Genomic DNA, 26,861 nt, shown 5'->3' on the forward strand with positions numbered 1-26,861 from the left:
GAACGGCCGCTGGCATTGCTGTCTGCCGACCGTTGGCTCAGGTGTCGAGCATCCGGGCAATGCGCCGCTTGAATTCGCCCAGCTCGAAAGGCTTGGTCATCACTTCCATCCCAGGCTCCAGAAGACCATTGCCCACGGCGGCGCCGGCCGCGTAGCCCGTGATGAACAGCACTTTGAGGTCGGGTTTGCGCAGGCGCATGACATCGGCGACCTGGCGTCCATTCATGCCACCGGGAAGTCCGACATCGGTGATCAGGATCTGGAGGTCGTTGTTTGGCCCGTCATCCAGGCACGCAAGGCCTTCCCGGCCGTCTGCCGCGGCAGTGACTTCGTAGCCCGCGGCGACAAGTTCTTCCTGGAGCAGGGCTCGAAGCGGTGCCTCGTCCTCGATCAGAAGCACGCGCGCCGACCTCGGTGCTGAGAATGCCGCCGTATCGCTTGTTGGGTTGCGCTGACCAACCGCAGCCTCCGTGTCGTTCGAATCGCCGTCGATACGGGGCATATAGATACTGACGGTGGTGCCTTGACCCAATTCCGACTCGATGCGCATTTGGCCACCCGATTGGCGGGCGAATCCGTACACCATCGACAAACCCAGGCCGGTGCCCTGGCCCAAGGGTTTGGTTGTGAAGAACGGCTCCGTGGCATGAGCCTTGGTTTGCGCATCCATGCCGCAACCCGTGTCGCGCACCTCGAGGCACACGTAGTCACCAGGCGCGTTCCCGATGGGCGTGCTTGCGTCGTGGGGAAATGAACAGTTGTTGCCCGTCACCGTCAAGCTTCCCCCACCGGGCTGCATCGCGTCGCGCGCATTGATGCACAGGTTGAGCAGCGCGTTCTCGAGTTGCGCGCTGTCTGCGCGCACGGGCCAAAGGTCCGCCGGAACATTGAACTGGACGGCGATCGATGGCCCGACGCTGCGACGAACAAGTTCCTCGAACTGGTTCAGGCGAGGGCGAAGATCAATTCGCCGCGGATCCAAGGTCTGGCGGCGAGAGAAGGCCAAAAGACGCTGGGTCAGTGACGCCGCCCGCTCCACTGTTTCCTTGCCGACGGTGACGTACCGCTGGGCTTGCTGCGTGTCGCCGGAACGCATGCGCAGTTCGAGGAGCTCGAAGCTGACCTTCAGGGTGCCGAGCAGGTTGTTGAAATCATGTGCGATGCCCCCGGTGAGCTGGCCAATCGCCTCCATCTTCTGGGCTTGGCGCAGCGCATCCTCGGCTTCCACGAGCGCGCGCGTGCGCTCCTCGATCCTCGCTTCGAGCGTTTGATTGGCCTTGCGCAGCTCGCGCTCTGCCATCACCTTGCTCGTGGTTTCGGTCACCGTTGCCATCACTCCAGCGAACCCTCCGGCGGCATCCGGCACCGGCGAATAGTCGAGCGTGAGCCACACACTTTCCGGCGAACCGTTGCGCAAGAAGGTGAACTCGTGATCTTCGAAGGATTGAGGTTTGCCGGCCAGCACCGTCTTCATGAGGCGATCGTTGAACTCGGACACTTCCGGCCACGCTTCGCGCAAGGGTTGACCCAGGCAAGCTGGATGCCGCCCGCCTGCGACGACGGCATAGGCATCGTTGTAGATCATGATGCCGGCTTCGCCCCAAAGAAGCGCGATGGGCTTCGGCGAATGCAGCACGATGCCCACGGCGCAGCACAGATGCTGAGGCCATTGATCGATCGGGCCCAAGGGCGTAGCCGCCCAATCAAGCTGGGCAATCAGCGCGGCGAGTGCCGAGTCGGGTGGCAAAAATGCCGCTGAAATGGAAGCAGGCGCCACGGTGCTTTCGATCGGGATTCGGTGAAAACGAAAGCTATCACAGCCTGAGGCGAGTTGGCGTAGGAGGGGCCAGCGACCGCTGAAATGCCCAGCGTCGACGCGCATTGTCCAGCCCTGCCGGCAAACATGCGCCAAGCTGCCCCGGAGATCTCGGGTTTGGGCAGACAGCTGTCCTGCATGGGAATGACCATGATGCTGGTCGGCGACGGAAAAAAGGTGGTCGAGGAGATAGGCAAGGCGGTCGTCGCCTGAGGGCGTCGACGGCGGCGAATCACGGCGCGTTCAACAGGCTCGCCAGTTCCGCCTTGTCCGTCAGCCCGAGCTTGATGTAGATCTCGCGCAGGTAGTGCCTGACGGTGGCCGGCGACAGCTGCAGCGCGCGGGCGACTTCCTTGTACGACTGGCCCGAGGAGAACGCGCGCGCCACGTCGGACTCGCGCGGCGTGAGGCGATCGATGGCGCGCAGCCTGCGGACCGAAAGCCGCTGCAGTGCTCCCGCGGCCTCGATCGAGAAGACCAGGTCCGAGAAAACGCTGCGCGCGCCGTCGCGGCGCAAGGCCGAAACGAGCGCCGGCGGCAGCGCTGGCGGCGCCCATGCGGGCCAGATCCGGGTCATGCAGTCCTGGAAGCCCGCCGATTTCTCGATCACGCCCCACTGCAGGTCGACGAAGGCCGACGCCAGCAGTCCGCCGCTTGGCTGCGTATCGGCGCGCTCCTGATTGCGCCCGAGGTTGTGCCGCCAGCCCATGAAGACATGCGGCATGAGGAACTGCTTGGCCCAGGCCTCGGAGGTGTCGAACGCGGGGCTGCGGCCGCCGCGGAACAGCGAGACGAACAGGAAGTCCCCGGGACGCTCCGCGAGCTTGATCGCGGTGCACAGCGCATGCCGGTTGCCGACCCCCGCGTTGATCTCGTACAGGCCGGGCGTGCTGTGGAGCTGGTGGGTGTCGAAGCGCACGGTGTGGGTGGGCGCGTCGCTGACGCTGCTGGCCAGGCGATCGTCGGGCGTGCAGGTGTCCCAGGTCTCGACGTAGGACGCGGGCAGGTTGGCCCGGTAGGAGCTCAGCAGACGAAAGCCGCCTGCGGCGAGGGGCGACATGATCCCCCACCACGCGCGATCGAAACCGATCACGCGATCGATGTCGCTCAGCACGCGCGCCTGGAAGTCCTCTTCGCGCGTCTCGTAGGCCGCCTCGTTGATCCGAAGGATCAGATTGCCGCACTCCTGAAGGTTGTTCAGCATGGGAGTTCCAACTGGGGGCGTTCCAACAAGCAAGCCATATGCCATCGCATGGTGTGGCGGGCCATCCTAGCCTTGCGTCTCCGCCTTGCCAATGCGGCTTGCCCGCCCTCGCGAACCGACCCCGTTCATTTGAACGGTGCACGCCGAAGGACGGCGCTCCTAGAGTCCGTCGCGATGCGATGGATCCGCCTCGCAGACCTCGTACCGGCCCTTTTCCCGCGCGCAGCCCGCGGCCTTCCCGAAAGCCTCCCATGCCCCTCGCGACACTTCCACGGCTACCCGCCTCGATCCGGTGGTGGTTCCTGCTCAATGCGCTGCTGCTCCTGCTGCCGCCCGTGCACTGGCTCGTCAACGACCACCGGGCGCCGGTCCTCGGCCTGCCGCCGACCCTGTTCTATTTCCTCGCGCTCAGCGTGTCGATCGCGGCCAGCGTGGTGGCCGCCTATGTCGCCGAATACGGCGAAGCGGGAAGGGGGTGAAGCCATGGCGCTGACATTCGGCCTCCAGCTGGCCTTCTTCCTCGTCATCATCTACGTGCTGCACCGCAGCTACCGCAAGGACCGGTCCTTCACCGACTACGCCGTGGGCGGCCGCTCGTTCGGGGCCAACTACCAGGCGATGTCCTTCCTCAACACCTGGTATCCGGGCGCGATGTTCACCGCCTTCGCGGGTCTGGCCGTCAGCGCCGGCGTGATCTCGTTCTACGTGCTGGCCTACAGCCTGATGACGGTGGTGCTGATGTACGCCATGTCGCAGCGCGTATGGACCTGGGGCCAGCGCTTCGACCTGCGGACACAACCCGATCTGTTCGCCCTGCGCTACGGCTCCAGGCACATCCGCACCATCGCGGCGCTGATCGGTATCGTGTCGGGCTTCCCGTGGCTGGTGCTCGCGATGCAGGCGATGGGTGGCCTCTTCCACTTCATGTCGCTCGGTGCGCTGCCCTTCTCGGAGGCGGTGATCCTAGGCGTGGTGGTGGTCGCGATCCGCCAGATCTGGACCGTGCGCATGGGCATGCGCGGCGTGATCATCTCGGACATGTACCAGGGTATCGTGGCCTACATCTTCGGCAGCCTCATGCTGTGCGGCCTGGTCGTGTGGCTGTGGACGAGCAAGGGCGTGCGGCTGCAGTCGCTCGATCCCGCGATGTTCTCGCTGCCGTCCTTCGGCTCGAAGGAAGGGCCGCTCTACCTGTTCAGCCTGCTGTTCACGAGCACCATCGGCGGCTGGTGCCTGCCGTTCATCTTCGTGCGCCTGTTCACCGCCGACGGCGTGGCGGCGCTGAAGAAATCGGCGGCCATCGCGATGCCCGCGTCGCTGGTCTTCTGCATCCCCCTGCTGATCTTCGGCATGCTCGCCTCGCAGCTTCCCTCCGTGGCCAGCCACCCCGAGGACGTGTGGTTCATCGTGAGCCAGGAAGCGGGTGGCCTGCTGCTGCTCGGGCTGGCCGGCGTGGTGCTGCTGGCGGCATCGATCGGCCACACCGACGGCAGCATCCAGGCGACGGGCGCGCAGATCGCCAACGACCTGGTCGGGAACTACGCCACGTTGAGCCAGCGGCAGCTGGTCACGGTGTCGAAGATCGGCATGGTGGTTCTAACGGCCCTGGCCGCCTGGGTCGCCTGCCTCAAGCTGCCGGCGCTGTTCACGCTCGCGGTGCTGGCCTACCAGGGCGTCATCCAGCTCGCGGTGCCGCAGTTCCTGGGCATCTTCTGGAAGCGCGGCACCAAGGAAGGGGCGATCGCGGGCATGGTCGTGGGCTTCGCGCTCGTCATCGTGCTCGAGAGCTTCTTCGCCCGGCAGCTCGAAGCCGCCTGGGGCCTGACCTCGGGCGTGATCGCGCTGGCCGTGAACCTGGCCATCTACGCCGGCTTCGCATGGCTGCGGCCTCACGGCGCGGCCGAGCGCCAGCGCATCGACGGCCTGTTCGGGCTGACCCGCGAGGCCGTGGCCAAGCCGGTGCCGCCGCCAGCGAGCGTCGGTGCCTCCGCGCGCGCCTGAGTCTTCCCCCAACCATTCCCTCATTCACCCATCCCTCGAGGAGCGCTTCGTCCATGAATGCATCCACCGGCGCGCCGTCGCCCCTTTTCCCTCCCAAGTTCCTAGCGGCCGTCGTGCAGGCCGCGCCGGGCTTCTGCGACCACGACGCCGCCATCGACCTCACGGTGCGCTACATCGAGGAGGCGGCCGGCAAGGGCGCCGCCATCGTGGCCTTTCCGGAGGACTGGATTCCGGGCTACCCCTGGTGGGTCTGGCTCGACGCGCCGGCCTGGGGCTTTGGCAAGGGATGGGTGCGGCGCTTCTTCGAGAACGCCTTCAGCTACGACAGCGAGGGCGCGCGACGCATCGCCGCAGCCGCGAAGCAGTTCGGCATCTTCGTGTCGCTTGGCGTGGTCGAGCGGCTGGGCGCGAGCCTGTACGTCGGCAACTGGATCATCGACGACCAGGGCGAGACCGTTTCGCGCCGGCGCAAGCTCAAGCCGACGCACATGGAGCGCACCGTCTTCGGCGAAGGCGATGGCAGCGACCTCGTGGTGAGCGACACGCCGCTGGGCCGCATCGGCGCGCTCTCCTGCTGGGAGCATCTGCAGCCGCTCACGAAGTTTGCGATGTACAGCCAGAACGAGCAGCTGCACATCGCCGCCTGGCCCGGTTTCAGCCTCTACAAGGAGAACGCTTACGCGCTTGGCGCGGAGGTCAGCCTCGCGGCGACGCAGACCTATGCGCTGGAAGGTGGCTGCTTCGTGCTGGCCCCATCGGCCGTGACCTCGGCGTCGATGGTGTCGCAGATCTGCGATACGCCGGCCAAGCATGCGCTGTTCACGGTCGGCGGCGGGCACTCCGTCATCTACGGGCCGCATGGCAACCCGCTGTCCGAACGCATGCCTGACACCTGGGAGGGCGTCATCTGCGCCGAGATCGACCTGGGCGAGATCGCGGTGGCCAAGGCGGCCGCCGATCCCGCGGGCCACTATGCGCGCGCCGATGTCATGCGGCTGATGATCAATCGGGCACCGAACCATCGGGTCCACGCCTTCGACCTGGCGCTTCAGGCCGAGGGCGGCGCGTCCGGGCAGGTGCCGCGCCTCGATACCGATGCGGTGACTGAGCACGCGGTCGGCGCGAACAGCCCGGCTTGACGAGGCTTCCCGCCCACTCGGCGGGTCATCGACGCTCGTCTCACCTCATTAGCGCGGTGACTCGGTCCGCAAGCCCGGGTCGCAGACCTAAGGCCGCGTCGTCTCAGCGGTAGTCCGCTTCGCGCTGATGATGAACGACCAACACCTTCATCTGCCGGGCGGGAAGGATTTCGCGGAGGTCATCTCAACCCCGCGAGCCCTGGTCATGTGTTTGGGTCTTGAAGCTCGCGACGTCGTGCATCAATGCGGGCCTGGATGCGATCGAACACCTCGGCCACAGGTTGCGAAACACCAGTTCGTAGATATTCTTGCCAAGCGATATCCCCACGCGCGTAGAACTCGCCTTGAACACGGCAGCGTTCGACGGCTCGGCACGCCCCATCGGCGGCAGAAGTGCTGACGGGTCCGTCAGCATCCGCAACCGATTCGAGTTCGGCACGCAGTTCAGGCTCGACGTCAAAGGTAGTCACGATGGGTGAATTCATGGTGGCCACTTTGTCACGTTTGTACTTGAATCGCCACCTCCGGCCGCGCTGACACCTTCGATAGGTTTGAGTCGGGCCGATTCGGCTGCGCCAGCGAGTGGCTGCACTTCAGGGGCCGTTACGAGGTTCGTCGCAACTTGTGAGCATGCCCGCGCACAGCGCGGTGTGCTGGCGAAGTGCAGCGCAAGGGCAAGAACGAACAGGTGGGCGGGGTAGAAGGCATAGAAGACCCATCGCCGCCGTTCAAGGGGAACATGAATGCGGCTGAACCCCCAGATCAGCGGCAGCGCGGCCATGGCAGCGAAGTTGCCGTTGACGAGCCATAGGGACGCGGTCGCAAGCAGCCAGGCGATCGCGGTCTTGATGCTTGGACGACGAATGAAAGAGCGCGCGCCCAGGCAGCACAGCAATCCCGGCCACCAGAATTCAACCACGGTGCCGCCCACTACAAAGGTGACCAGGGCCAAACATCGATGGCCGACGGTCCGGAGTTCCAGCAGCCAGGCGATCAAGGTCGCGACGAGCAACGTCGCCATGATGTTCAGTGGCCACCATCCGACCAGCAGGACGAACGCGGGCGTTGCGAGCACACCGAAGGCCGCAAGCCGCTTCACCACACGTCGATGAACACTCGCGGCCTTCATGCGAGGGCGCGCGAGGTTGTACATGAGCACAAAGCCAAAGAGCGGCATCGCCATGCGACCGAGCAGGTAGAGCGTCGTGACCTGCCCGCTCAGAAGGTACTTGTTGACATGGTCCCCCACCATCAACGCCAGCGCGAGCCACTTGAGTGCCTCGAGTGATCCGTCCGCGATGTGCCAGCGGCCGCTGGCCGCCGCTTCGCCGGTGCCGTCTCCACGTATCGTGGGTATCGACCTCTTGGGGCGAGCATCACGACGCATGGTCATCAGGCAATGTACGGGGCGAGCCTGCCGGGCCAGCCGAAGCTCGCGCGCCTCTGTCTTGCGAGTTCACGTCCGCTCATGGGCATGCCTGTCCCACTCGGCGGCGCGTCCCGGTGCTGGCAGGCTGAGTGCTCGCGCCATCGCCACCCGCTTGTCTGGGAGATGGATGTCCAGTCCATCCACGAGCGCATCAGCGATGCGATGGCGAATGGATGCGAGCAACTGCTGCTGAGAGCGCGGATCGGCGGTGAGGCGCCGCACATACTGTGCAGCCAATTGGAGCCCGGCCATGGCGTACGTCAGACGGGGGTCGCGCTCCATGTTCCCTGGCGACAGCGTTCGTTCAACACGCAGCCGCTGGGCATCTTGCGCGAGCATGTGCATATGGTCTTGCGTCTCGATGCGCCAGTGACGCCGCTGCGCAAGCACCCGCTCTTCGCCGACAGCGTCTGCATGGCCATCCTGGGCGGGAACGCGAAGCCGGACGGGTTTCGTGCCCAGGGGCAGGACGACGACCTCGTCTCCGATGCGTGGCTGGGAGACCGCTCGCTGGAGTGCGGCTTCCAGGTCGGCGCCCCAAAGGCTGCGCTCTCCAACCTCTGTGCGCAGGAGCAGGTAGAACGAGCGTCGTGCTGCCGGATCGAACCGATAAGGCGCTGCGGCGGCCTCCAGCAACACGCCGCGCACGGGCGCGCGGCCACCGCGCGGGCGCCTTGTGTCGCCGGTCTCCTGCGGATCATCGGATCCCGATGGCGGCGGAGGTGCGGCCCCTGGCGGCTGCGCGCCGAGTGGGGTGGCGTTGGATGAGGAGTGCATGCGATGGCCTTGGTTGGAATGGACCGCTCAGACCAGCAGGCGGGCCATGAACTCGTCGGTGCGCCGCTTCATCTCCGCCTCACTCAGTGGCTCGGTGGGGATGTCGACGTCGTCGAAATCGAAAGAAAAGTCCTTCAGATCCAAGCTGCCGTCGAGCACGGCCTGGGCCATCTGCAGGTCGTCCTTCGCCCGCGCATGGCCCGTGCCCGTGGCGGGCGTCGTCGAAGTCGCAGCGCTCGATCCTGCCGGTGGCGCAGGCGAAGGCATCGCATTCCCGGCAGGTGCCGTGGTTGCACGAGCGGCCATCTCAAGCTTCGGGACTTCGGGTGGGGCGATTTCCCGCCGGGCAAAGGATTTGTCCTTGAAGTAGATGATGCGGTGAGCGAGGACGGGCCGAAGTCCTTCATAGAAAAGGATCATGCGCGCCGGGTCGAGCTCCTTGACTTCCTGGGGCAGCAGCAGCCGGCGCGGCTGTTCGCTGATGCTGACGCTGCCCGATGTGCCTGAGCCGCCCCACATCGGGCGGCTGACGCTTTTCTGGCGAACCGTGTAGGTGCCAAGCTCGCGCGAGATGGCCTCGGCATCCTCGTACTCTTTGGGCGGAAAAACGATGCGCGCGGCGAGCATCTTTCGAATCGACTTGGCACCCTCCACGCCGTACTTCTCGATCAGCTGCGAGTTGGACTGGACGATCACCACGGTGCGCACGTTGTAGCCGGGCAGGAACGCCGTGGATTCCGCGATCACCGGAATGCGCCCGAGCGCGGGGAACTCGTCGAGCATGAGCAGCAACTGGTGCTTCAGGGCCGGGTTGCTCTCGGGCAGTTCCCGCGTCTGCAAACCGATGGCCTGCTGGAAGAACAGGTTGAGCAAGGGCTGCAGACGCGCGATGTTGTCTGGGTTGATCTGCACATAGATCGAGATCGGACGCTTGCGCAGGTCGCGAAGATCGAAGTCGTTGGCCGAAGTGGCCGCGTCGATCAGGGGGTTGAGCCACAGATCAAGTCGACTCGTGAAGGTCTTGCGGATGCTCGAGGCGGTCGTTGGCGCGAGGTCGATGACGTCGTACAGACTGCGCACAGCTTCCTGCGACAGCGGGTAGCCGGCGCGCTCGCACGATTCGATGACGCGCTTCCAGTGTTTCTGGAAGCCCTCCGCATCGCTCGCCATGCCCTGGCGCAGGACTTCACCCAAGGTGCGTGTCGCCCCGGGTGTCTCGAACAGGTACAGCGCGATCCCGAGGAACAGTGACCGCGCGGACGAGGTCCAGAAGGGATCGCCCGCCAGGGGATCCGGGAACAGCATCGTTCCGATGCGCTGCAGGTCGTCGATGCAGCGGTACGGCGTTTGCGACACATAGCCCAGCGGATTCCAGCGCGAGGAGCGCTCCTGCTCGGACAGGGGATCGAACAGGTGCACTTCCTGGCCCTTTGAAAGCCGGAATCCCGCTGTGCGCATGAAGTTCTCTCCCTTCACGTCGCTCACGATGGTGGAGCCGGGCCAGTTCAGCAGGTTGGGCACCACGACGCCCACGCCCTTGCCGCTGCGAGGAGGTGCTTCAACTTCGGCGCCTTGTTGACCGGCGAGCACGAGGTAGCGCGCGCCCAGGCGCCCGAGAACGATGCCGTTGTCTGCGAGCAGCCCGGCCTTCCGAATCTCGCGGTGCGTGGCGAAGCGGGCCTCGCCATGCAGCGCGCGTCGGCGCGGGACCATCGCGATGGCGACGCCACCGAGCGTGATCCCTTGTGCCCCCACCAAAGCGGCCAGCAGCGATCGACGAACTTCGGGTCGGTCACCGTAAGCAAGCCAGTAGTCAACGATCGTCGACAGCGTGGCGCTCTCGGGCGGCAGCTTCATGAGCATCAAGAAGGCGTAGCCCGCCGCCCACAGGCCTACCATGGCCGCGACAAGCAAGGCGCCCCCGATCCTGAAAGCACTAGGCCAAGGCTCGACGCTTGGTGCTGGGGTCATGCCAGATCTCCTGCACGATGCGTCGCTGCCGCACACGTGCGCATTGGATGACGACGTCCACGCTCAGCTGCGAAAGCTCCACGCCTTCACGCGTGGTCATGCCATGGCCTGCGGCACTGCGCTTCATCAGCTGCGCGAGTGCCACGAAGGCCATTTGGGCGCTGTCGGCATGAACGCTGGTGATCGAGCCCGGATGGCCGGTGTTCACCGAGACGAGGTAGTCATAGACTTCATCGCCGGTTCGCAGTTCGGACAGGAAGATGCGGTCGGGACGCTGGCGCTTGGCACCAGCCAGGAGCTGCCCTGGCGTCACGATCGCCTGTCCCTGAGCGCCCTGGGAGTAGAACAGACGCACGTGATTGGGCTGGTTGCGAAGGGACAGCTCCCTGACGTCTTCGATCGTAATCAGCCGGTCCTCGGGGGGAACTTCGAGAATCAATGCCTTGCTCAGCGTCGTCTTGCCCGATCCGGTGGCGCCCGACAGCAAGATGTTGCGGCGCAGTTGAACTGCGCGGCGCAGGAAGTCTCCGAACCTGCGTTCGCGAAGCAGGCCCGCAAGCTCGCGGTCTTCGAGGCCCGCCGAGCTCGCCTCCGACGCTGCCTTCAATACCGCTTCGTTGTAGCGTGTCGCCTCGAACACGCCCATCGATTCAAGTTGATCGAGCGACCACAGTGCACTGGAGGGACGACGAATCGTGATGGAGACGGTCTGCTCGGAGGTCGCCGGCGGCAGCACGATCTGTATGCGTTCGCCCCCAGGCAAGGTGGCCGACAACAACGGTTCTTGAGCCGAGACGCGCTGCTTCGTGAAGTTGGCAACGAGCTTGGCGATTGACATGCACCATTCGAAGCTCGCGAACGCGACGATTTCGCGTGTCCATCCTGTCTGCCGTTCCACAAAAGCGATTCCTGGTTCGTTGATGCAGATCTCCGTGACCTCGGTGTCCTCGAGCAGCGGCATCAGCGGGTCGAGAAACAGCGCGAGCGAGGAGGGCGGCGGTGGCGTGGCTGTCGTCGCCAAGCCTGAAGCTTCCGCTTCTTCAGGGTTGGGCAGGCGCGACGCGTAGGGCATAGACATCGCGGAAGTCCACGTCTCGGGCCACCAGGATTTGGATGCGTTCGCCTTGGTTCTTGATCACGGTTGGAGGTATCGCAATGGTGCCGCGCAGTACCTCGGTCAGGATGTCCCGGCTGCCTTGGGGACCGACCACCAGCGCACCGCGGTTGGCCGGGCCGGCGCCGCCTTGCTGCTGCGCTGTCAGTGCCTGCATCGTGCCGTCGATGACCGACAGCAGCATCGCTGCGCCGAAACGCTCCCAGAAGTGGGTGTCCACGAAACCCGGCAAGCCGTTGCGCCCCAGTTCGTCGGTGCCAGGCGATGCCAGCTGGACGACCACCCCGGTGGGCGTTCTCGCCTCGTTCCAAAGCACGAAAACACGGCCTTGCCCTTGGCGGGGCGAGCCGCGCTGCTCACCCACGTACTTCGTGCCGCGCTCGAGCAGCACCACCTTGCCGTCTGCACTGTAGATGTCGCTGGCACCGATGCAGGTGGTGAGACCTTCGTAGGTCGAATCGATCGCGGTCTCCAAGGTGCAATCGATGAACGCGCCCTTGGGCAGAAGAAAACGGCGCGTCGGCAGGACCTGTGCTGTAACGGCGGGGGTGCGGGTCGGCCGGAGACCGCCCTCGAGGCCGGGAGGGCTGGGAGGGGCGGAGGGGCTGGAGGGTGGCGGCTGCAAGGCCCCCAGGATTTGCGCCATGTTGGGTACGCCGCTTGCCGCCGGCACGGTGGGGCCGCCGACGAAAGCGGCCGTTGCTGCTGCTGCGTCAGGCGACAGCGCGTGCCGCATCACGGGCGACCCGAGCTTGCGCTCGAGCGCAAGCTGGGCCGGCGTCTTTGGCGGTGGCCCGCCTGGCGGTGTCGCCGCCGCTGCGGCCGGTGGAGCGCCGGGCGGCGGTGCGGGGGTCTGGGGCGGCATCGGCGGCGGGTCGATCCGGCCCAGCGGCGGCACCTTGGTTTCGCCGCCGGCGCGGGCCGCCGAGGCCTTCTGTGCGGCCAACTGCGCCTCGCGACCCCTGGCGTACTGGGTGCTGTAGTACCAGAACAGGAAACCGGCACCCAGCAGCAGCATGGTGCCGATGGCCACGAAGCTGCTGATCCTCGACTGGATCGTGCGTTCCCGATTCACCGAGGGAATGGTCCGCTCCCCGTCGATCGCATGGCCGCGCCCGGTGTGGGAGGCATCAGGGCGCTCCGGACGACGGGGAACGGAATAAAGCTCGCCAGTGTCTGGATCGACCGCGCCCGCACTGCGGCGCCCATCGGGCGCTTCGTTGTCGGCGGATGAATTCGCCGGTGGGTTGAGTCCCGGATTCGGTGCATCGCTCATGGTTGCTCTCCCACGGTTGCGCGTTGCACATCGGGCGCCACCGTCGCGCCGGGCGTGCGCGCGCCGCTTGCGAATGCCTTGTTGACCACGCACCCCACGAGCTGACCCCGGCGCAGCACGAGGCGACGCGCGAGGCGATGGATCACGATCTCGTCGGCGTCGATGTTGAAGTTCAGCAATGACTCCGTGCCGTCGTCGTTCTGAACGAAGATGGCCGGCAGTTCAGCCTGTTCGGCGAAACGAAGGCGGATGTGGTGGCCGTCGTCGGAGGCGCGGATCGGCCTGAGCGACTCACTTCCGCAGAACCAGTAGTCCCAGTTGCGCGTGGCTGCCGTGCGGGTGAGCTTCGCGTCCACCTCAGCGCGCTTGCTCGCCTCTTCGGCAGCGCGCAGCGTGTCGGCCGGATAGTTGAACCGGATCGAGTAGATCATTCGTCGAGCCGCGGCCCCGGCGGGCGCCCGGGCTGAGACGATGTAGTCGAAGTGATAGGTGCGACGGTCGGTGAGGATCGTGAGATTCGTATTGGCCTGCGCTTCCTTCGGCTTGAGGAAGAGGTGGTTGCGCTGCGCACCGACGTCGAAGGAGCCGTTGTCGCCGGAGCCCAGGTTCACGAAGGTCTCGCCTTCGGCGAACTGAAGGTGAATCTGGTAGCCCACGTAGCCATGCAGGCTGATGACGTCTTCCGGGTCGTAGTCGATTGTGCGCACGCGCGCATCCACGTGCCCCTCGGGCGGGATCGTTGCAGCGCGCACCGCCGTGTGGGTGGTGCACAGCCAGCCGATGACGAGCACCAGCACGAGCGCGGGCTGGCGAAGAGATGCAAGACGATGGTTCATCAGCGCGCCTGCTTTGCGGGGGAGAGGGGGACGGCGACGGTCGGTGCGACTTCGGGCTCGCGCCGATACTCGACCACCCTGAAGCCCAGGGGATTGAGCGAGCGCCATTTGTCATCCTTCGATGGCGGCACGTAAGCGAACTCGATCGTCGCCACCCAATGGGTCGTCTGCTCATCGCCCGTGCCGCCGGCTCGGGCGTAGCGGCTGAAGCGAACTTGTGCAAGCTTCTCCTTGCCGCTTTCCAGCTTGAGGAAGGTCACAGCACGCACCTGCGCGCGAACGGCCGTGCCGTCCTTGAAGGTGTTGAGCGGCGAGAGTGGATTGTTGGCGGCCCACGACGCCGCCCAGGCCTGGTTCAGGAGAGGCGAGTTCTGGGAGGCGACCAGCTCGTAGTCGGCTTCGGCGGTCGCGTAGAAGTAGCGCTCGCGCGCAATGACGTAGTTCTGCAGCAGGTTACGCGTCACGACCTCTTGAATGTCGGTGGTGCCTTCATAGGACGGCACGATGTCGACGATGCCGCTGCTGCTGTCCACGCGAATGACCACCGGCACCGGCTGCTTGAGGGGCGTGAGTCCGGCGACGGCGGCCACGGCGAATACCGCGATGGCCGTGGCGGCCGCGGCCACAACCCAGGCGGTCTTGGCCGACCCTTGGGCGCGACGTGCGCGATCGAGCTCCCAGCTCTGAGCTTCGAGCGTATAGCGCTCGAGCGCCTCGTCACGATGCATCCGAGCCTCCTGCAGGACGGGGCGCGGAGGCACCGTTGATCGGTGTGAGGGCGCCTTCGCAGGTCGGAGGATGGGGCGCTCGCGTGCCGCAGCCGCCAAGCGCGAGGGTGAGCAAGAGTGCGACCATGAATCTCACGTGAGAGCTCCTATAAAAGCTTTTCAGAGGGGTCAAGTCCGAGAGGAAGAGGGATTCATCACTCGGTCTCTGGGCAGGGTGGGGCGCTGCGTGCTTGCGCCCCTGCCGGCCAGCGAAGCGATCGACGATCCGACCCGGTTGCCTCCCAGGCGACGGAAGGAGTCCCATCGGCTGCCGCGTTCGCCGTGCAGGCCGTCGAGCACGCCGCGGCCGAATTCGTACGCGCTGCGCCTGGTGCCACCGAGCGCCCACTTGGTGAGCCCACCGACAGCGCTGAAGGAGCTGAGCGCAACGCCGCTGGCAAGTCCGGCGGCGATCGGCATCACCTGGCACATCACGAGGAGAACCACCGCGGCGATCAAGGCCATGTTGATGGCATCCACCGTCGTGAGCGCCGCGCCACGTTCCGCGGTTTGAGCGGCGTAGTTCGCCACGACCTGCAGCATGAGCGAGGCGACCATGCTTGCGAGCACCGCGACGAGCGCGTAGTTCGAAAGCTGGGCGACCCATGCCTCGAAGAAGCGCCGTGTCGCTTCGAAGAAGAGCAGGGAGATGAAAATCGGGCCCAGCGCCAGCACGACGGACAGCGCGATCTTCGACAGGGCGAAAAGGAAAAGCGCGTAGACCGCGACGGCGCCGATGATGAGGTAGATGACGGCGCCGGCGATGTAGAAGCCCACATCCCCATTGAGCACACCGCCCCTGCTCCACAGGCTGAACGCGACCTCTCCCCCCTTCTCCCAGATCGTGTCGATGGTCGAGACGGGGTCTGTGGCGCCGACGATCGCTGCCGCGAGTTGGGTCGGGGCGTTGAAGAAGGTGTCGACGATGAGCTCGTTGAAAGCCCAGAGCCTCAAAGCCACACCCAGGATGACCGCTATGAAGAAGATCCGCTTGATCCCCTCCAGAATGGGTTCCTGAATCTTGCCGGTGAGCGAAAGGTATCCCCAGATCATCACGTAGAGCGTTGCCAACGTGATCACCGCGGGCTCGACCGCGGTCGCCAGTGCTGCAGACTTCGCGCCTATGAACTCAGTGAGCTGCGAGACGAGCTGCGTCCAAAGCTGCCGAAAGAACATGGCTTGGCTCCTGAGGTTTCAAAAATCGTGCGACGCCACTTCGACCTCAGCCGCTGGATGCGCCGTCGGCCTTCTCCGTGGGGTCGCATGGCTTGTGGTTGGTGCGCATGCCGCAAGCGCAGCGGGTGATTGGCAGCCCGCTCGCCGTTTGAGAAGCCAGTGGCTTTCTCGAAGCCGCCATGGCGATGACCACGACGGTGGCGCGCCAAAGCGATGTGTTGAGGGGGCAGGGGCGGCTAGGGTGTCGGTGTGAATCGCCTGGAGAAGTCACCGTGGCCGGACACCACCCGCTCTCGGGTTCGCTGGCGAAGCCTCGCCTCGTCGGCCTGCGACAACTGGTAGAGCGCCTGGAGCTTGGTCTGCTCGTTCGTCAGCATGTTCTGCTCCCCCTGGATTCGCGCTTGCAGCTCCTGAATGGCCTTGGGGTCTCGGGCACGCGCGATGGCGGTGATCAGCGTCTGCAGTGCAGAGAACCTCTGGCTGGTGTTCTGAAAAGCCGTCTGGGTCATGCCATCCAGCAAGGCGGCAGATTGACGGCCTTGTTCGACGAGTTGCCTGAGCTCAGGGCTCAGCGCGTCCATCTGCGTCGTCGACAGCACGCTGTTGGCGCTCACGATCGATCGCACCTGTTCCGACAGGCCTGCATAGCCTGGCACGGGCGTGTCGAGCGACCTCCTCAGATCGGCGTAGTCGCTCGGCAAGTAGTTGCGTGCTGCGTCGGAAGTCGCAAGAAGCTGCTCCATGCCGCGCGAGCCGCTCATCGACTGGTAGGTTTGCTTGAGTTGCTCCTTGGAGGCCTTGAGCTCGTCGAACTGCTTTTGCATGGCGGAGATCTGCTGTTGCCAGTACATGATCTGCTGGATCAGGTTGGCGATGGCCGCGAAATCGATGACCGGAATTCCCGCACGCGCATGCAGTGGAGCGAGCAGCGCAGCGCAGGTGACAAGCGAGAGAAGCAGCTTTCTAGGCATGTGGAAACTCCTGGGGTGAAGGTCGTTGCGAGCTGTGCTGTAGCAGCGCCTCGCGAAAAGGGGCGAGCCATTGGCTGGGCGCGCTGCCATGGCGCTTCATCAGCCCCTGCATGAGCCGGACATTGCTGGTGCGGCCCGAGATGACGTCCAGCACATCGTCCAGATGCCTGAGGTCCAACTGGGCCACGACGCTGTCACGGTTTTGCTTGATGAGGAACTGACGCGATCCGGGAACGAGTTCCTGCTTGACCAGCGCGAACTCACGCTCGGTGAGGTTGAAACCCTCGGTGCAATCCGTGTGGCTGGCCTCGGGGTTGGGAAAAAGGATCTTGGTGGGCGTCTGCTCCACGATGGCTCGCGCGATGCTCGAGCCCAGAACATGGTGCGTGCTTTGCGTGAAGGTCACGATGTTCGCGTTCTTCTTGCGCCACGTCTCCAGGCCGTTCTTCGCGAAGCTCGCGAATGCGGGGTCGTCCAGCAGCTTGGCGAACTCGTCCATCCAGCACACCATCGGCCGGCCATCGACCATGCAGTTGACGAGATGGAAGAGGTACATGGTCAACGGGGCGCGCACCACGTCGTTGTCGAGGAAGTCGGTGACGTCGAAACCGACCAACGCATGGGCCTCGAGCAGTGGCGCGACAACGTCGTGGTCGTTGTCGAACACCCACGCGTAGTCGCCGCGCTCCGACGCACACCACTTGCGCAGCCGCGCGTGCACTCCCTCTGGGTCGGTGACGTCCAGGAAAGCCAGCAGACGCGACAAGCGCCTGTAGGGTGGACCGAGTGCGAGGGTCCCGTGCAGGGCCTGATCCAGGTCGTCTTCCTGTCGCACGCTCAGGAGCTCGTGAGGCGAGCGCATCACGAGGCGGCGCAGCCATTGCCGCAGGAACTCGAGGTTTGTGGGTACCCCAGCGTCGAGCTGCAGCGGATTGCAGCCGGTGGGACTTCCGTTCTTCAACGGAAGGTACTGGCCTCCCAATGCCCGCACGAGGATATGGAGGCCCTCGTCCTTGTCGAAGATGATCTGGGTGGCATTCAGACGGTTGCAGATTGCGACGATGCAAAACCCGAGGAAGGTCGTCTTGCCCGTACCAACGGGCCCGACGCCCGTGACATGGCCCACATCGCGACGGCTGCCACCATCGGGGCTGCGCGGGTCGCTCGCATGCAATGAGAAGTAGTAGGGCGAGCCTGCGCGTGTCGTGAGCATCGCGAGCGCATCGCCCCAAAAGTTGCCGCGCGCGCGACCCGTCGGGAAGTTGTGAAAAGGCGACATGGCCGCGAAGTTGCGGCTCGTGATCGGCGCCTTGCGCGTGCGGTAGCCGAAGTTACCCGGCAACTGCGCCCAGAACGCCGCCTCGAGTGCCAGATCCTCGCGTGCGACAACCATCCCGGTGTCGCCGAGCAGGTAGCGGGCCCGCGCAATGTGGTCGTTGAGTTGCTTGAGCCGCGGCACGCCCTCGACAGCGCCTGCGCCTTCCTCGGCATCGGCGAGCACATGCAGGCTGAAGTGATGATCGCCGATGACGAAACGGTTGCTGACCAGGTCATCCAGCGCGTCTGCGAGTTCGTCGGCCTGCGAGACAGCCAGATCGCCTGCGGCCGCCATGCGGTTGTGCTGCCGACGCATCATGTCCACCGCGGTGCCTTTGGCCAGGAACGTGAAGCTCTGCGCGAGGATGAACGGAAAGTCGGCCGTGAGAAGGCCGCTGAACATGCCGGGCGCCGTGGGCGTCGGGTACTCCTTGATGCCGAGGAAGGCACCGATGCGACTTTGCGTCCCCGAGCGGTACTCCATGGCTTCGTTGCCGAAGAAGGGGCGGGATGTGGCCAGTACCTCGTTGAGCGGCGATCGTGGCAGCGGCATGCGCTGCCACTCCCCATTGATCAGCAGTGCGAAAAACTCGAGCAGCGAGGAGAACGGTTTTTGTGCGCCCATCGGTCGGTAGATGCCCAGTGGCTCGGGGTCGTAGCGCTCCAGTGAGGCCAGTAATTCCTGGCGAAGCTTGGTGCATGTGTCCAGGGAGTCCTTGAGCTCTGCCAGGGCGCCCTGTGCGTCGGTTCGCTTGAGAAAGGCCAGCGCCGCGTTGCCGACACGGGTGGACTGTGGACGGTAGACGACGGACAGATAGAGCTCGTTGACCATGAGCCGCTCCTCGGCCATCTTGCGGCGGTAGCGCTGCTCGAGCTCATCGGCAAAGCCGGGGACGGTGCGCCCGGCGGGGTAGCCTGTCTCTCGCCTGCGTACGACGTGGGTCCACAGCGCCAGATGTGGTGATGCGATGTTGCGCAGCAGCACGTTCAGGCGTTCATGCCAGTTGTTGAGGTCCTCGTCGTCAGCGCTCTCGAAGCTTGCGCCCCCCAGGCGCAGGGTCTGGACATAGTCTCCTGAGCGCAGGCGAACCACATGGGCATCGACGTGCGAGGAGAAGGGGATCATCGAGGCCGCGCTCGCTTCGCGGCGCAATGTCGATTCAGAGCGGGTGGTCAATCGCACAGCGCACCCTCCACGGCGATCAGCACCTGCACGTGTCGGTCCCGGCGGCGGCCGCGGGCACCAGGCAGGGTCAGAGCGAGCGGGCTGTAGGAGTTGGCGCGCCAGAAGCGCAGGTTTCCGTTGAGCGCCGCTGGCAAGCGCGTGCGGCCCCACAACTGCAGCAGGTCGAAGAAACGTGGCTCGTAGAGGCATACGAGGTAGAGCACGCCATGGATCGGGACGAAGGCGAGCAGCCAGGCGAGGTTCTTCGTGACGATGAAGGATTCGATGGTCACGACGATGTTGAACATCATGGCGGAGTACGTCACGCCCCAGACCATGGAGGGCCGGGTCATGCCGACAAAAAGAGGGTCCGCCGTGATGCCGTGGTTGCGGTGCATGGCCGCCCCTCAGACACCGAAGAGGCCACGGATCCACGAGACGATCTGCGGGCCGCCGAACACCAGCACCGTGCCGATCACCACCGCCACCAGCCACCACCAGCTCAGCCGCCCGAACCAGGCCATCGCACCCGAGACCATCACCGCGACGGCCGCGATGGGTGTCAGGATCGCAACGAGTTGCTGCTGCGCGGCGTTGGCGCCGGTTGCAAACGGGCTGCCCGCATGCGCCATGAGGGGCCACAGCACACACAGAGCGGCGGCGAGCAGGACGCGCAGGGCAAGCGTTGGCGCTCTTGAATGGCGCATCGCCGGACGGTGGATATCACGAGTGTTGAAGTTCATGTGCCACTTTCTTTGTTTCTCACGCTGGTCGGAACAGGGGAAAGAGATCCCGCGGGCGGTGGCGCCGATGGGTCCGCGCTGCCGATGCGTTGCTGATACACGTCCCACCAGCGCGCGGGTGCTGCCGCATCCGAGCGGCGCGCGGTGGGCTTCGTTTCCGTCGACCGTGGTCTGTCGGCGCTGCGCTGCCGCGGCGCAGACGGGCTTTCTTGTAAGGCCGTTGCGAGCTCTCGCTCGAGCGCGACCAGATCCCCGAACGCGCGTGCACGCTCCGTGTCGACTTCGGCCGCGCCTTCGGCATCTGCGGCCTTCAGACGCGCCGCATGACGGCGAGTCAAGGCGTCGATGGACGCTTTGGTGTTCTGGAGCTCCTGTCTGAGGATGGCGACGCGCTCGCTGTCGCGCGTTGCTTGCACGACGGGCGGCATGCTGGGCTCGGCGCCGGCGGATAGGCAAGCCACTGCAGCGAGGATTGTTCCCAGGAGCGTCTTTGGGAGCGCTCCTGGGAACATCTGAAGGCGCGTTCCTTGGCACGTTCCCTGGGGCCTTTCTGGCCATGCCGTCAAGCGCGGTGCCGCAGATGCCTTCGCTACGCGCGTATTGCATCGCATGCAACGCTGGATGGGCCGTTGCACCCCAAGAGGAGGGTTCGAGAAGTTGGTGGAGATTTGCATCGGGTGCAATGTCTGTGCGCGAGGGCTACCACGCCACTATCAGTTCGGGTAGTCATCGGCCGGGCACCTCTGGTCTCCAATGCGCACCTTTGCCGGCAGGCGTTCTCGACGCCGTCGACCGGCGTCGACGCACGGGTCCTTTCAGGCCGGCGAACTGCTCCGCACGCTGCGGTGGCTGCACGCTTGCGTCGAACAAACCTTCGACCAAGGGGATGGCATGGGCAAGGTGGTGGTCTTCAGCAATCAGAAGGGCGGGGTAGGGAAGACCACGCTCGCTGTGCTTTACGCGTTCTGGCAACGCGAGAAGCACGACAGATCCGTGTGCCTCATCGACCTTGACACGCAGGGCAACGCCTCCAAGACGCTGCGTGCATATGCCCAGGGTGTGGGCGCAGCCGGGCTTTTTGTGCAAGGGACCGAGGTGAAGGATCAGCTCGCAGGACAAGGCCGGCTTGCATTGGCGCCGGCCTCGAGGAACCTTGCAGACGTCGAACTTGCCAAGGCGGAAGTTGCCATCCCGGTGTTTCGCCGAAACGTCGAGGCTCTGAGCTCGCTGTTTGACGTGGTGGTCATCGACACGCCACCCGCGCTCGGCTTGCGAATGAGCGCCTCACTGATCGCCGCCACCGATGTGGTCTGTCCGATCGAGTTGGAGGAGTACAGCATCGATGGCGTGACCGACATGCTCAAGACGGTCTTCGGTGTGCGTCAGCGCTACAACCCTCAGCTGCGCCTCGCCGGCATCGTGCTCAATCGCTTCAACCCTCACTCCGTGCGGCAAAAGGCAGCGATGCGGCAACTCGTCCAAAGCTTTGCCGAATACATCGTTCCCGCACACATCTCGACGCGCTCGGCCATTCCGGAAGCGTTGTCGCAGGGTGTGTCGGTCTGGACGCTGGCCAAGGGCTCAGCACGTGACGCGTGCTTGGAGGTAAGGGAGGTTTTCGAGCTGCTACAGCGTCGCATGGACGCGCAAGACGTGGCATCTTCGGGCATGCCATCATGAAGGACATCAAGCCACTCGACCTCAGCGGGCTCCATAAGTTTCGGGCTTCCGAGCTTCTCGATTCAGCTGGCACTGCAAGTGCGCTGCAAGCGCCCCTGGAGATCGCGCTCGCGTTGATCGATCCCGATCCCGACCAGCCGCGTCGTCGCGTCGGCGAGCAGGCTCTGGTCGAGCTGAGCGAATCGATTCGTGTGCACGGGGTGCTCGAGCCGGTGTCCGTGCGAGCGAACCGGGCTGCAGCTGGACGCTATCTGATCAACCGCGGCGAGCGGCGCGTGCGTGCCGCTCGACAGGCAGGCCTGATCACGGTGCCCGCATTTCTGGACGATCGAGCGGACCCGTTTGCTCAGGCGGTGGAGAACCTGCATCGCGAGGACATGTCCCCACTGGACCTCGCGCTGTTCGTCCAACTGCGCGAGGCCGAGGGAATGTCGCGCGCGGACATCGCTCGCAGGCTGGCCAAGTCCCGATCTTTCGTCACGGAGGCGGCCGCGCTGAACGATATGCCGCCGCCGCTCAGGCAAGCGATCGACGAAGGGCGCATCGGCCTTGACCTTCGTGGCCTCTACCGACTTGTCACGGCCTGGCGCCGCGCGCCAGAAACGGTGGCGGCCGCCTTTGAGCGGGACGCACCGACCACCCGCGCGGAGGTTGAAGCGATGCTGGCCACGCAGGAAGCGCCAGAGCCTGCTCCGACGGAGAAGGCCGAGCGCTCTGTTGCCCGGGCGACAGCGACGCGCAGCGCGGGCCGTACGGTGCTGGTGGTCGAACACGGCGGGCGCCGGGGGACATTGCGCATCAAGGCCCACGACGCCGACAAGGGTGAGGTGCGCTTTGCCGACGGGAGTCATGCGGCGCTGCCACTGAGTGAGCTGCGCTTGGTGTGCTGGGCCGCGCAGGAGTAGTGATCGCATCGCAGCGGCTGATTGGCATTCCATCCGGCGCCGGCCGAAGTAAGCAATTTTCCTGGGACCGGGAGCGCTCGATCTCCGAGCAGTCGCGCCCCCCTCAGAACGTTTGCGTGCCTTGGACACCCAACGAGCAATGAGGCGTCCTCAGCGAAGGGGCACCAAACGCTTGAGTGCGCAGGCAATCCACGCGTTGCCATCAGATGGTCCGGCACTTGCAGGCGCCGAGCCGCCGTACTCTCTTGCGAGCGGAGGCCCTTCGCGGCTATCGCCCGCCATCTTTAAGCTGCCGACGCGGCGGTGCAGGCGGCTCAGCCTTGGGGCTCAGCCCTGGATTTCTTTCGTCCGATGGGCGTCGGATTTCGCTCCCTGTAGCGTTCCCACCAGTACAGGGCTGGAAAGGCGATGGCATGAGCGGCGGCGCAGGCGAAGCCGATGACCATGACGATGACGGCGAGAAATGGGAACACCGCGATTCCGATGAAGGTTCTGAGCACACTCATAGGTGGAGAAAGGCGCAAAGTTTCTCTTGAGCCGAGGCCGATTCCGTAGGACGCTTCCGCTGCACCTGCGGCAAGGACGTCGATGGTGGAACTTCTTGGCGCGGCGGGCCAGCAGTTGGCGACTCTGACATCGGGCTTCAAGAGCCAAGCGGTGCGGTTCGGCCGCTAGCCGCATGGCTCATTTTGACGACGGGCAGACGCTTGCTTCTGCGGGGCTCGGTGGCTTGTCCGCACTGTCGTGCGGCGGGTGGCCCGGCGCAGGGGGGCGTGCGGCGGCACACGCCGATTTGCTGGAACGGGTGGCCGGACGCCACCGACGGTCCAGCGGGCATCAGTGCCGCTTGTTGAAGCTTGCGGTGCTGTCTTTTGCCTTGGACCACGGCGCAGGTCGATGCGATCTCGGATGGACGCGAAGCCTAGATGCATAGTCGACCAGCGCTTGGTCGACCGCATCCTTGCGGAGCAACTGCACCTTTGCGCAGTTCCCACACTGGTAGGCCTCTAACCACGGGAACACTCGCATCCAGGGACGGCGCTCTACGCTCTTCAAATGGACGATGCTGCAGGAGCAGCTGTTGAGAACTGTCATGCTCAATCCGAGGGTATGGGTGGAGCCATCGATTGTCGCATTTGAACGGGGAAATGCATACCATCCGCCGATTTCTTGGGCGAAGGGTCGTATTTGTGACTGATCAGCTATATTTTGTATGTAGAGTATCGGCATGCGCCGAGTGCGTTGTTGCGTGAGACGGCGCTCCTGCTGCGGGGAGCTTTCAGGCGATCGAGTGAGGATGCTTCGACGCCTGGACGCCTGGACGACTTGTGGCCTCGGTGGAGGGGCGCGCATTCAGGCGAGTGCGTCTCGCGGTGCGTCAACATGCTCAGCGACGCAGCCCCCGCAGGCTTGCTGGAATGTTTGATGGCCCATGCATGGCTCAAAAGAAAGCCCGCCGAAAGGCGGGCTCTTGCGGGCGCGACGAAGCTCATGCGCCGGCCATCACCTCGGCCATCAATTCTTCCTTGCGCGCCATCAACTGCTCGCGCATGGCCACGAGGTCCAGACCCTTGGCGGCACGGGCCTTCGGGAACATCTCGTTGCGCTCTTCCTTCACATGGTGGTCGATGTACTCGCCGAGCACCTTCACCTTGGCATCGAACATCTCGTCGATGTCCTCGGCTTCCTGGATCTGAGCGATGAGATCCTTGGCGCTCGCGTGTTCGACCTCAGCCTCGTCCAGCAAGTCGGTCTCCTTGATGGCCTCCCGCACCGCGGGGTAGAAGATTTCTTCCTCGAGCTGGGTGTGTACTGTGAGTTCTGCGCAGATCTGCTGCGCAAGCTCGCGCTTTTGTGCGGTTGCGCGGGCCGACTTCGAGCTGGCGACTTCGTCGTAGGCGGTGAACATCTTCTTGACGTTCTTGTGGTCGGTGTCCAGCAGGCTGCAGGCATCGGGCTGGGAACGATTCGTGGTCATGGCATAGCTCCTGTGATATGGGTCATGGGGAGCTCAAGATCGGATCCTCGTCTCGATAGGGCCGTAGGCGATAGGCGCATCGCTTCGCCAGAATTCTCGAAAGCCCGCCAAACGCTATGGCAGTCAGAAAGGTCCGATTCGTTGGTGCGACAAGCACATCGGATCCCGAGAGCACTTGCGTTCGGCCAAGATGCGCTGCGCCAGTCGTGCGTGGGCACCGCTGCAACGGCGAATGAGGCTGAGCGGGTTGATTGCAGACGCTCTTGAAATTTTTTGCCGCTGCCGCTAACTTGAACCCGTCGAAGTTTGGGTCGACGAAGAGGAGGTTTGTATGACCACAAGCTTGCGTCAACAGATCGTGACTTCTCGTCTACCGATGCCGATCTATCGAAACGAAGAGCTCGATCAACTCCGCATCTTGCGGGCTGCCGGGCTTGTCGTCGCGGCTCTTCCCGATCCCGGCGGATTCGCCGGTCCGTTCGGTGAAGGTCTCGCAGCGCAGGTGCTGACCGTGACGCAGAAGGGTCGTGAGGAATTGGATCGATTTGAGTATCCCGGCGCTCGGGCGCCGCTTTGGCGACAGCGCATGCCGCGGATCTTCACGCGGCACCGCACGACGCCGCCGTCCTCGAGCAACTCTTCATCCGCACGCTGCAGTAGCGCGGCGCCCGACCTGCTGCCTTTCTCGGCCGCAAGAGGAATTGCCTAGGGCTTGGGGTGCGAACCGTGTAGCGGGGGCAAGCCTGGGTCTGCCTGCGGCACTCAAGGTGAACAGGTCCGAGTTTCTTTCGGCCCGTTGGCGAGGAAATTTGATTCCCGCAGCGACTCGTTCGAACCGAACGCGCCCCGAGGCATGGATGGCAGCGCCTGTCAGCGCGTGAGGAGGCGGCGTAGGCCAGGCGATCGAGCATCGCCGTTTGAGGCCTCCTGTAACCGTCGAGACGGAAAGCAGGTCGATCTGCTGAGGGGGAGCGCAGGGCTTTCATCCCCGGCGACGGGTGGGGCCGTACAGCACCGCTGCCGAAGCGGGCAAGGACGTGTATCCCCTGGTGGGCGGCTGGCGTCGCGCGCTGTCAGCTCGCCGGAGAAAGAAATTCGATGAGCGCCGCATTCACTCGTCCGGGGTCTTCGTGATGCAGCCAGTGCGAGGCCTTCTCGAGCCGCACAATGTCCGCATCTCGGCAAAACGGCAGAGCTGCGGCGGCAAGCCCCGGTTCAAGCGCAGCATCCGCTTCACCTCAGATGATGCGCACCTTCGCGTCGATCAAGCCTTGATGTGGTCGCGCGAGCGGCAGCGCGCGATACCACCGCAGCATCGCGGCGACCGCTCCCGGCTGCGCCCAAGCCTCACGATAAGCGCGCAGTTCGGCATCCTTGAAGGTGTGGGGGCGTGCACTGCGAGTCAGCGCCTTCTCCAGCAGCGCGAAGTTCCGTGCTGCGAGCACAGCGTCTGGCACAAAGGGCACTTGGAAAAATGCGATGTAGCTGCTGCGCAGCATTTGAAGGGGATGGCTGAGCGTGTACAAGAACATGCTGGCCGGGTGAGGCGCGTTGAGGATGGCGAGACGATCGACGGCCGTCTTGTCGCGAGCGGCCAGATGCCAAGCCACCATGCCGCCCCAATCGTGGCCCACCAGGCTGAATCGAGGCGCCCGAAGATGCTCGGCCAGCTCGCGAATGTCGTCGGCCAGGGTGTCGAGGGCGTAGGCAGAGATCGAACCGGGTTTGTCCGAGTTTCCGTAGCCGCGCTGATCAGGGATCGCGACGCGAAAGCCTGCATCGACCAGGGGACCGATCTGCTTGCGCCAAGCACCCCCAGTATTCTGGAAAGCCATGCAGCAGGGTGACCAAAGGCGCATCCTCACTGCCTGCGAGAGCCACGTGCAAGGCGATGCCGTTCACGTGAATGGTGCGATGCGTGAGGGTGGCTAGGCTCGACATGGTTAGTTTCGATCGACAAGGCAGGGCTCTGGGTGTTGGTGTTTCAAGCCGGCCTGCCCTGGCTGCCCTGTCTCCCCTTCATGTGCGCCTGCTGCGCTCTTCGCTCCTGTTCAGGAGCGCTTGCGGACGGCGCCGTAGATGGCCAGCACGATCACTGCACCGACGACGGACGCCAGGAAGCCTGCTCCAGCACCCGCTTCATACCATCCCAGGGCGCGTCCGAGATAAGTCGCGAGCAGGGCGCCCACGATGCCCAGAACGGTGGTCCAGATGAAACCAAGAGCTTGACGCCCAGGCATGACAGCACGCGCAACCAGGCCCGCGACGAAGCCGATCAAAATGGTCCAGAGGAATGACATAAGCACTTCGATATTTGTGGAGGAACAACAAGCGCACAGTTCAGTCGCGCCCCAAGCGGTCGCTGCGATAGCCAAGGCCGATGTTCAGGAAGCCGAGTACAAGACCCCGTAGGCCCGGAAGCCGTCGCCGCGAATGATCCCAACATTGAAGCTGGGCGGTGGTGTTGCTTGTAGGCGCAATCCGAGAAGCGGGTCGGATGTCAAATCTCCAACCCGGCATTTCGTCGGCCGGCCCTGAGGCCGCCGATAAGGGTTGGCGTTTCTCTTCGGGTTCACCGATGCTGCGGCGTGGTGCT

27 protein-coding genes are annotated in these 26,861 nt (G+C 64.7%); 7 read left to right on the forward strand and 20 right to left on the reverse strand.

Going from position 1 to position 26,861, the window contains the following annotated elements; genetic code table 11:
* Nucleotides 1–37: 37 nt before the first annotated feature.
* A complete protein-coding gene (locus KV106_RS19275) occupies nucleotides 38–1,777 on the reverse strand; it encodes an ATP-binding protein (protein ID WP_261211764.1) in 1,740 nt (579 codons plus the stop codon).
* A gap of 84 nt (nucleotides 1,778–1,861) precedes the next feature.
* Between KV106_RS19275 and KV106_RS19280 the strand changes: the two genes are divergently transcribed.
* Nucleotides 1,862–2,029 carry a hypothetical protein gene (locus KV106_RS19280; RefSeq protein WP_261211765.1) on the forward strand — a complete coding sequence of 56 codons (168 nt, stop codon included), beginning with the start codon at nucleotides 1,862–1,864 and terminating at the stop codon, nucleotides 2,027–2,029.
* A 19-nt stretch (nucleotides 2,030–2,048) separates the two neighbouring features.
* On the opposite strand, the gene KV106_RS19285 is transcribed toward KV106_RS19280, so the two are convergent.
* A complete protein-coding gene (locus tag KV106_RS19285) occupies nucleotides 2,049–3,020 on the reverse strand; it encodes a helix-turn-helix transcriptional regulator (protein ID WP_261211767.1) in 972 nt (323 codons plus the stop codon).
* Nucleotides 3,021–3,271: 251 nt separating this feature from the next.
* Between KV106_RS19285 and KV106_RS19290 the strand changes: the two genes are divergently transcribed.
* From KV106_RS19290 to KV106_RS19300, 3 genes are read left to right on the forward strand one after another with little or no spacing between them, the layout of a single operon-like run.
* Nucleotides 3,272–3,499: a hypothetical protein gene (locus KV106_RS19290; RefSeq protein ID WP_057596348.1), complete on the forward strand. Its 228-nt coding sequence runs from the start codon at nucleotides 3,272–3,274 to the stop codon at nucleotides 3,497–3,499.
* Between the two features lie 4 nt (nucleotides 3,500–3,503).
* The gene (locus tag KV106_RS19295; RefSeq protein WP_261211769.1) at nucleotides 3,504–5,021 is read left to right on the forward strand and encodes a sodium:solute symporter family protein; all 1,518 of its coding nucleotides are present in this window, start codon (nucleotides 3,504–3,506) and stop codon (nucleotides 5,019–5,021) included.
* A 53-nt stretch (nucleotides 5,022–5,074) separates the two neighbouring features.
* Complete coding sequence (locus KV106_RS19300) at nucleotides 5,075–6,160, forward strand: carbon-nitrogen hydrolase family protein (RefSeq protein WP_209547330.1); 1,086 nt, start codon at nucleotides 5,075–5,077, stop codon at nucleotides 6,158–6,160.
* A gap of 203 nt (nucleotides 6,161–6,363) precedes the next feature.
* Here the strand turns inward: KV106_RS19300 and KV106_RS19305 are convergent, their stop codons facing one another.
* The 14 genes from KV106_RS19305 to KV106_RS19370 all read right to left on the reverse strand — a co-directional run bounded on the left by KV106_RS19305 (nucleotide 6,364) and on the right by KV106_RS19370 (nucleotide 20,130).
* Nucleotides 6,364–6,645, reverse strand: a complete 282-nt coding sequence (locus KV106_RS19305; RefSeq protein ID WP_261211771.1) for a hypothetical protein — start codon at nucleotides 6,643–6,645, stop codon at nucleotides 6,364–6,366.
* Nucleotides 6,642–7,553, reverse strand: coding sequence for a TraX family protein (locus KV106_RS19310; RefSeq protein ID WP_261211772.1), 912 nt, complete (start codon nucleotides 7,551–7,553; stop codon nucleotides 6,642–6,644). Before KV106_RS19310 ends, KV106_RS19305 begins: the two co-directional genes overlap by 4 nt.
* A gap of 63 nt (nucleotides 7,554–7,616) precedes the next feature.
* Nucleotides 7,617–8,366, reverse strand: coding sequence for a hypothetical protein (locus KV106_RS19315; protein WP_261211773.1), 750 nt, complete (start codon nucleotides 8,364–8,366; stop codon nucleotides 7,617–7,619).
* Between the two features lie 27 nt (nucleotides 8,367–8,393).
* Nucleotides 8,394–10,337: a type IV secretory system conjugative DNA transfer family protein gene (locus KV106_RS19320; RefSeq protein ID WP_261211774.1), complete on the reverse strand. Its 1,944-nt coding sequence runs from the start codon at nucleotides 10,335–10,337 to the stop codon at nucleotides 8,394–8,396.
* A complete protein-coding gene (gene virB11 / locus KV106_RS19325) occupies nucleotides 10,303–11,415 on the reverse strand; it encodes a P-type DNA transfer ATPase VirB11 (RefSeq protein ID WP_261211775.1) in 1,113 nt (370 codons plus the stop codon). The genes KV106_RS19320 and virB11 overlap by 35 nt, the downstream gene beginning before the upstream one ends.
* Complete coding sequence (gene virB10 / locus KV106_RS19330) at nucleotides 11,378–12,727, reverse strand: type IV secretion system protein VirB10 (RefSeq protein WP_261211776.1); 1,350 nt, start codon at nucleotides 12,725–12,727, stop codon at nucleotides 11,378–11,380. Before virB10 ends, virB11 begins: the two co-directional genes overlap by 38 nt.
* Entirely contained in the window at nucleotides 12,724–13,563 is an 840-nt protein-coding gene (locus KV106_RS19335; RefSeq protein ID WP_261211777.1) for a TrbG/VirB9 family P-type conjugative transfer protein, read from the reverse strand. Before KV106_RS19335 ends, virB10 begins: the two co-directional genes overlap by 4 nt.
* On the reverse strand, nucleotides 13,563–14,291 hold the full coding sequence (locus tag KV106_RS19340; RefSeq protein WP_261211778.1) for a VirB8 family type IV secretion system protein: 729 nt from the start codon (nucleotides 14,289–14,291) through the stop codon (nucleotides 13,563–13,565). Before KV106_RS19340 ends, KV106_RS19335 begins: the two co-directional genes overlap by 1 nt.
* Nucleotides 14,292–14,459: 168 nt before the next feature.
* Nucleotides 14,460–15,506 carry a TrbL/VirB6 family protein gene (locus KV106_RS19345; protein WP_261211779.1) on the reverse strand — a complete coding sequence of 349 codons (1,047 nt, stop codon included), beginning with the start codon at nucleotides 15,504–15,506 and terminating at the stop codon, nucleotides 14,460–14,462.
* Between the two features lie 236 nt (nucleotides 15,507–15,742).
* Nucleotides 15,743–16,477, reverse strand: a complete 735-nt coding sequence (locus KV106_RS19350) for a TrbJ/VirB5 family protein (protein ID WP_261211780.1) — start codon at nucleotides 16,475–16,477, stop codon at nucleotides 15,743–15,745.
* Entirely contained in the window at nucleotides 16,470–18,977 is a 2,508-nt protein-coding gene (locus KV106_RS19355) for a VirB4 family type IV secretion/conjugal transfer ATPase (protein ID WP_261211781.1), read from the reverse strand. Before KV106_RS19355 ends, KV106_RS19350 begins: the two co-directional genes overlap by 8 nt.
* Entirely contained in the window at nucleotides 18,968–19,357 is a 390-nt protein-coding gene (locus KV106_RS19360) for a VirB3 family type IV secretion system protein (RefSeq protein ID WP_057590553.1), read from the reverse strand. Before KV106_RS19360 ends, KV106_RS19355 begins: the two co-directional genes overlap by 10 nt.
* Nucleotides 19,358–19,366: 9 nt before the next feature.
* Complete coding sequence (locus KV106_RS19365) at nucleotides 19,367–19,702, reverse strand: TrbC/VirB2 family protein (protein WP_261211782.1); 336 nt, start codon at nucleotides 19,700–19,702, stop codon at nucleotides 19,367–19,369.
* Nucleotides 19,699–20,130 carry a hypothetical protein gene (locus KV106_RS19370; RefSeq protein WP_261211783.1) on the reverse strand — a complete coding sequence of 144 codons (432 nt, stop codon included), beginning with the start codon at nucleotides 20,128–20,130 and terminating at the stop codon, nucleotides 19,699–19,701. Before KV106_RS19370 ends, KV106_RS19365 begins: the two co-directional genes overlap by 4 nt.
* A gap of 325 nt (nucleotides 20,131–20,455) precedes the next feature.
* Between KV106_RS19370 and KV106_RS19375 the strand changes: the two genes are divergently transcribed.
* Nucleotides 20,456–21,382: a ParA family protein gene (locus tag KV106_RS19375; RefSeq protein WP_261211784.1), complete on the forward strand. Its 927-nt coding sequence runs from the start codon at nucleotides 20,456–20,458 to the stop codon at nucleotides 21,380–21,382.
* Nucleotides 21,379–22,287: a ParB/RepB/Spo0J family partition protein gene (locus tag KV106_RS19380; protein ID WP_261211785.1), complete on the forward strand. Its 909-nt coding sequence runs from the start codon at nucleotides 21,379–21,381 to the stop codon at nucleotides 22,285–22,287. Before KV106_RS19375 ends, KV106_RS19380 begins: the two co-directional genes overlap by 4 nt.
* A gap of 314 nt (nucleotides 22,288–22,601) precedes the next feature.
* Here the strand turns inward: KV106_RS19380 and KV106_RS19385 are convergent, their stop codons facing one another.
* Together KV106_RS19385 and KV106_RS19390 are read right to left on the reverse strand one after the other, a co-directional pair.
* Nucleotides 22,602–22,934 (reverse strand): hypothetical protein, encoded by a 333-nt coding sequence (locus tag KV106_RS19385; protein WP_261211786.1) that lies wholly within the window; start codon nucleotides 22,932–22,934, stop codon nucleotides 22,602–22,604.
* 842 nt (nucleotides 22,935–23,776) lie between these two features.
* A complete protein-coding gene (locus tag KV106_RS19390; protein WP_261211787.1) occupies nucleotides 23,777–24,265 on the reverse strand; it encodes a hemerythrin domain-containing protein in 489 nt (162 codons plus the stop codon).
* Nucleotides 24,266–24,596: 331 nt separating this feature from the next.
* Between KV106_RS19390 and KV106_RS19395 the strand changes: the two genes are divergently transcribed.
* Entirely contained in the window at nucleotides 24,597–24,974 is a 378-nt protein-coding gene (locus KV106_RS19395) for a hypothetical protein (protein ID WP_261211789.1), read from the forward strand.
* A 529-nt stretch (nucleotides 24,975–25,503) separates the two neighbouring features.
* On the opposite strand, the gene KV106_RS19400 is transcribed toward KV106_RS19395, so the two are convergent.
* Together KV106_RS19400 and KV106_RS19405 are read right to left on the reverse strand one after the other, a co-directional pair.
* Complete coding sequence (locus tag KV106_RS19400; protein WP_261211790.1) at nucleotides 25,504–26,100, reverse strand: alpha/beta hydrolase; 597 nt, start codon at nucleotides 26,098–26,100, stop codon at nucleotides 25,504–25,506.
* A gap of 216 nt (nucleotides 26,101–26,316) precedes the next feature.
* A complete protein-coding gene (locus tag KV106_RS19405) occupies nucleotides 26,317–26,565 on the reverse strand; it encodes a GlsB/YeaQ/YmgE family stress response membrane protein (protein WP_261211791.1) in 249 nt (82 codons plus the stop codon).
* Nucleotides 26,566–26,861 lie beyond the last annotated feature (296 nt).

Source organism: Variovorax endophyticus (assembly GCF_025376855.1).
In the GTDB taxonomy this organism is placed as follows: Bacteria; Pseudomonadota; Gammaproteobacteria; order Burkholderiales; family Burkholderiaceae_C; genus Variovorax.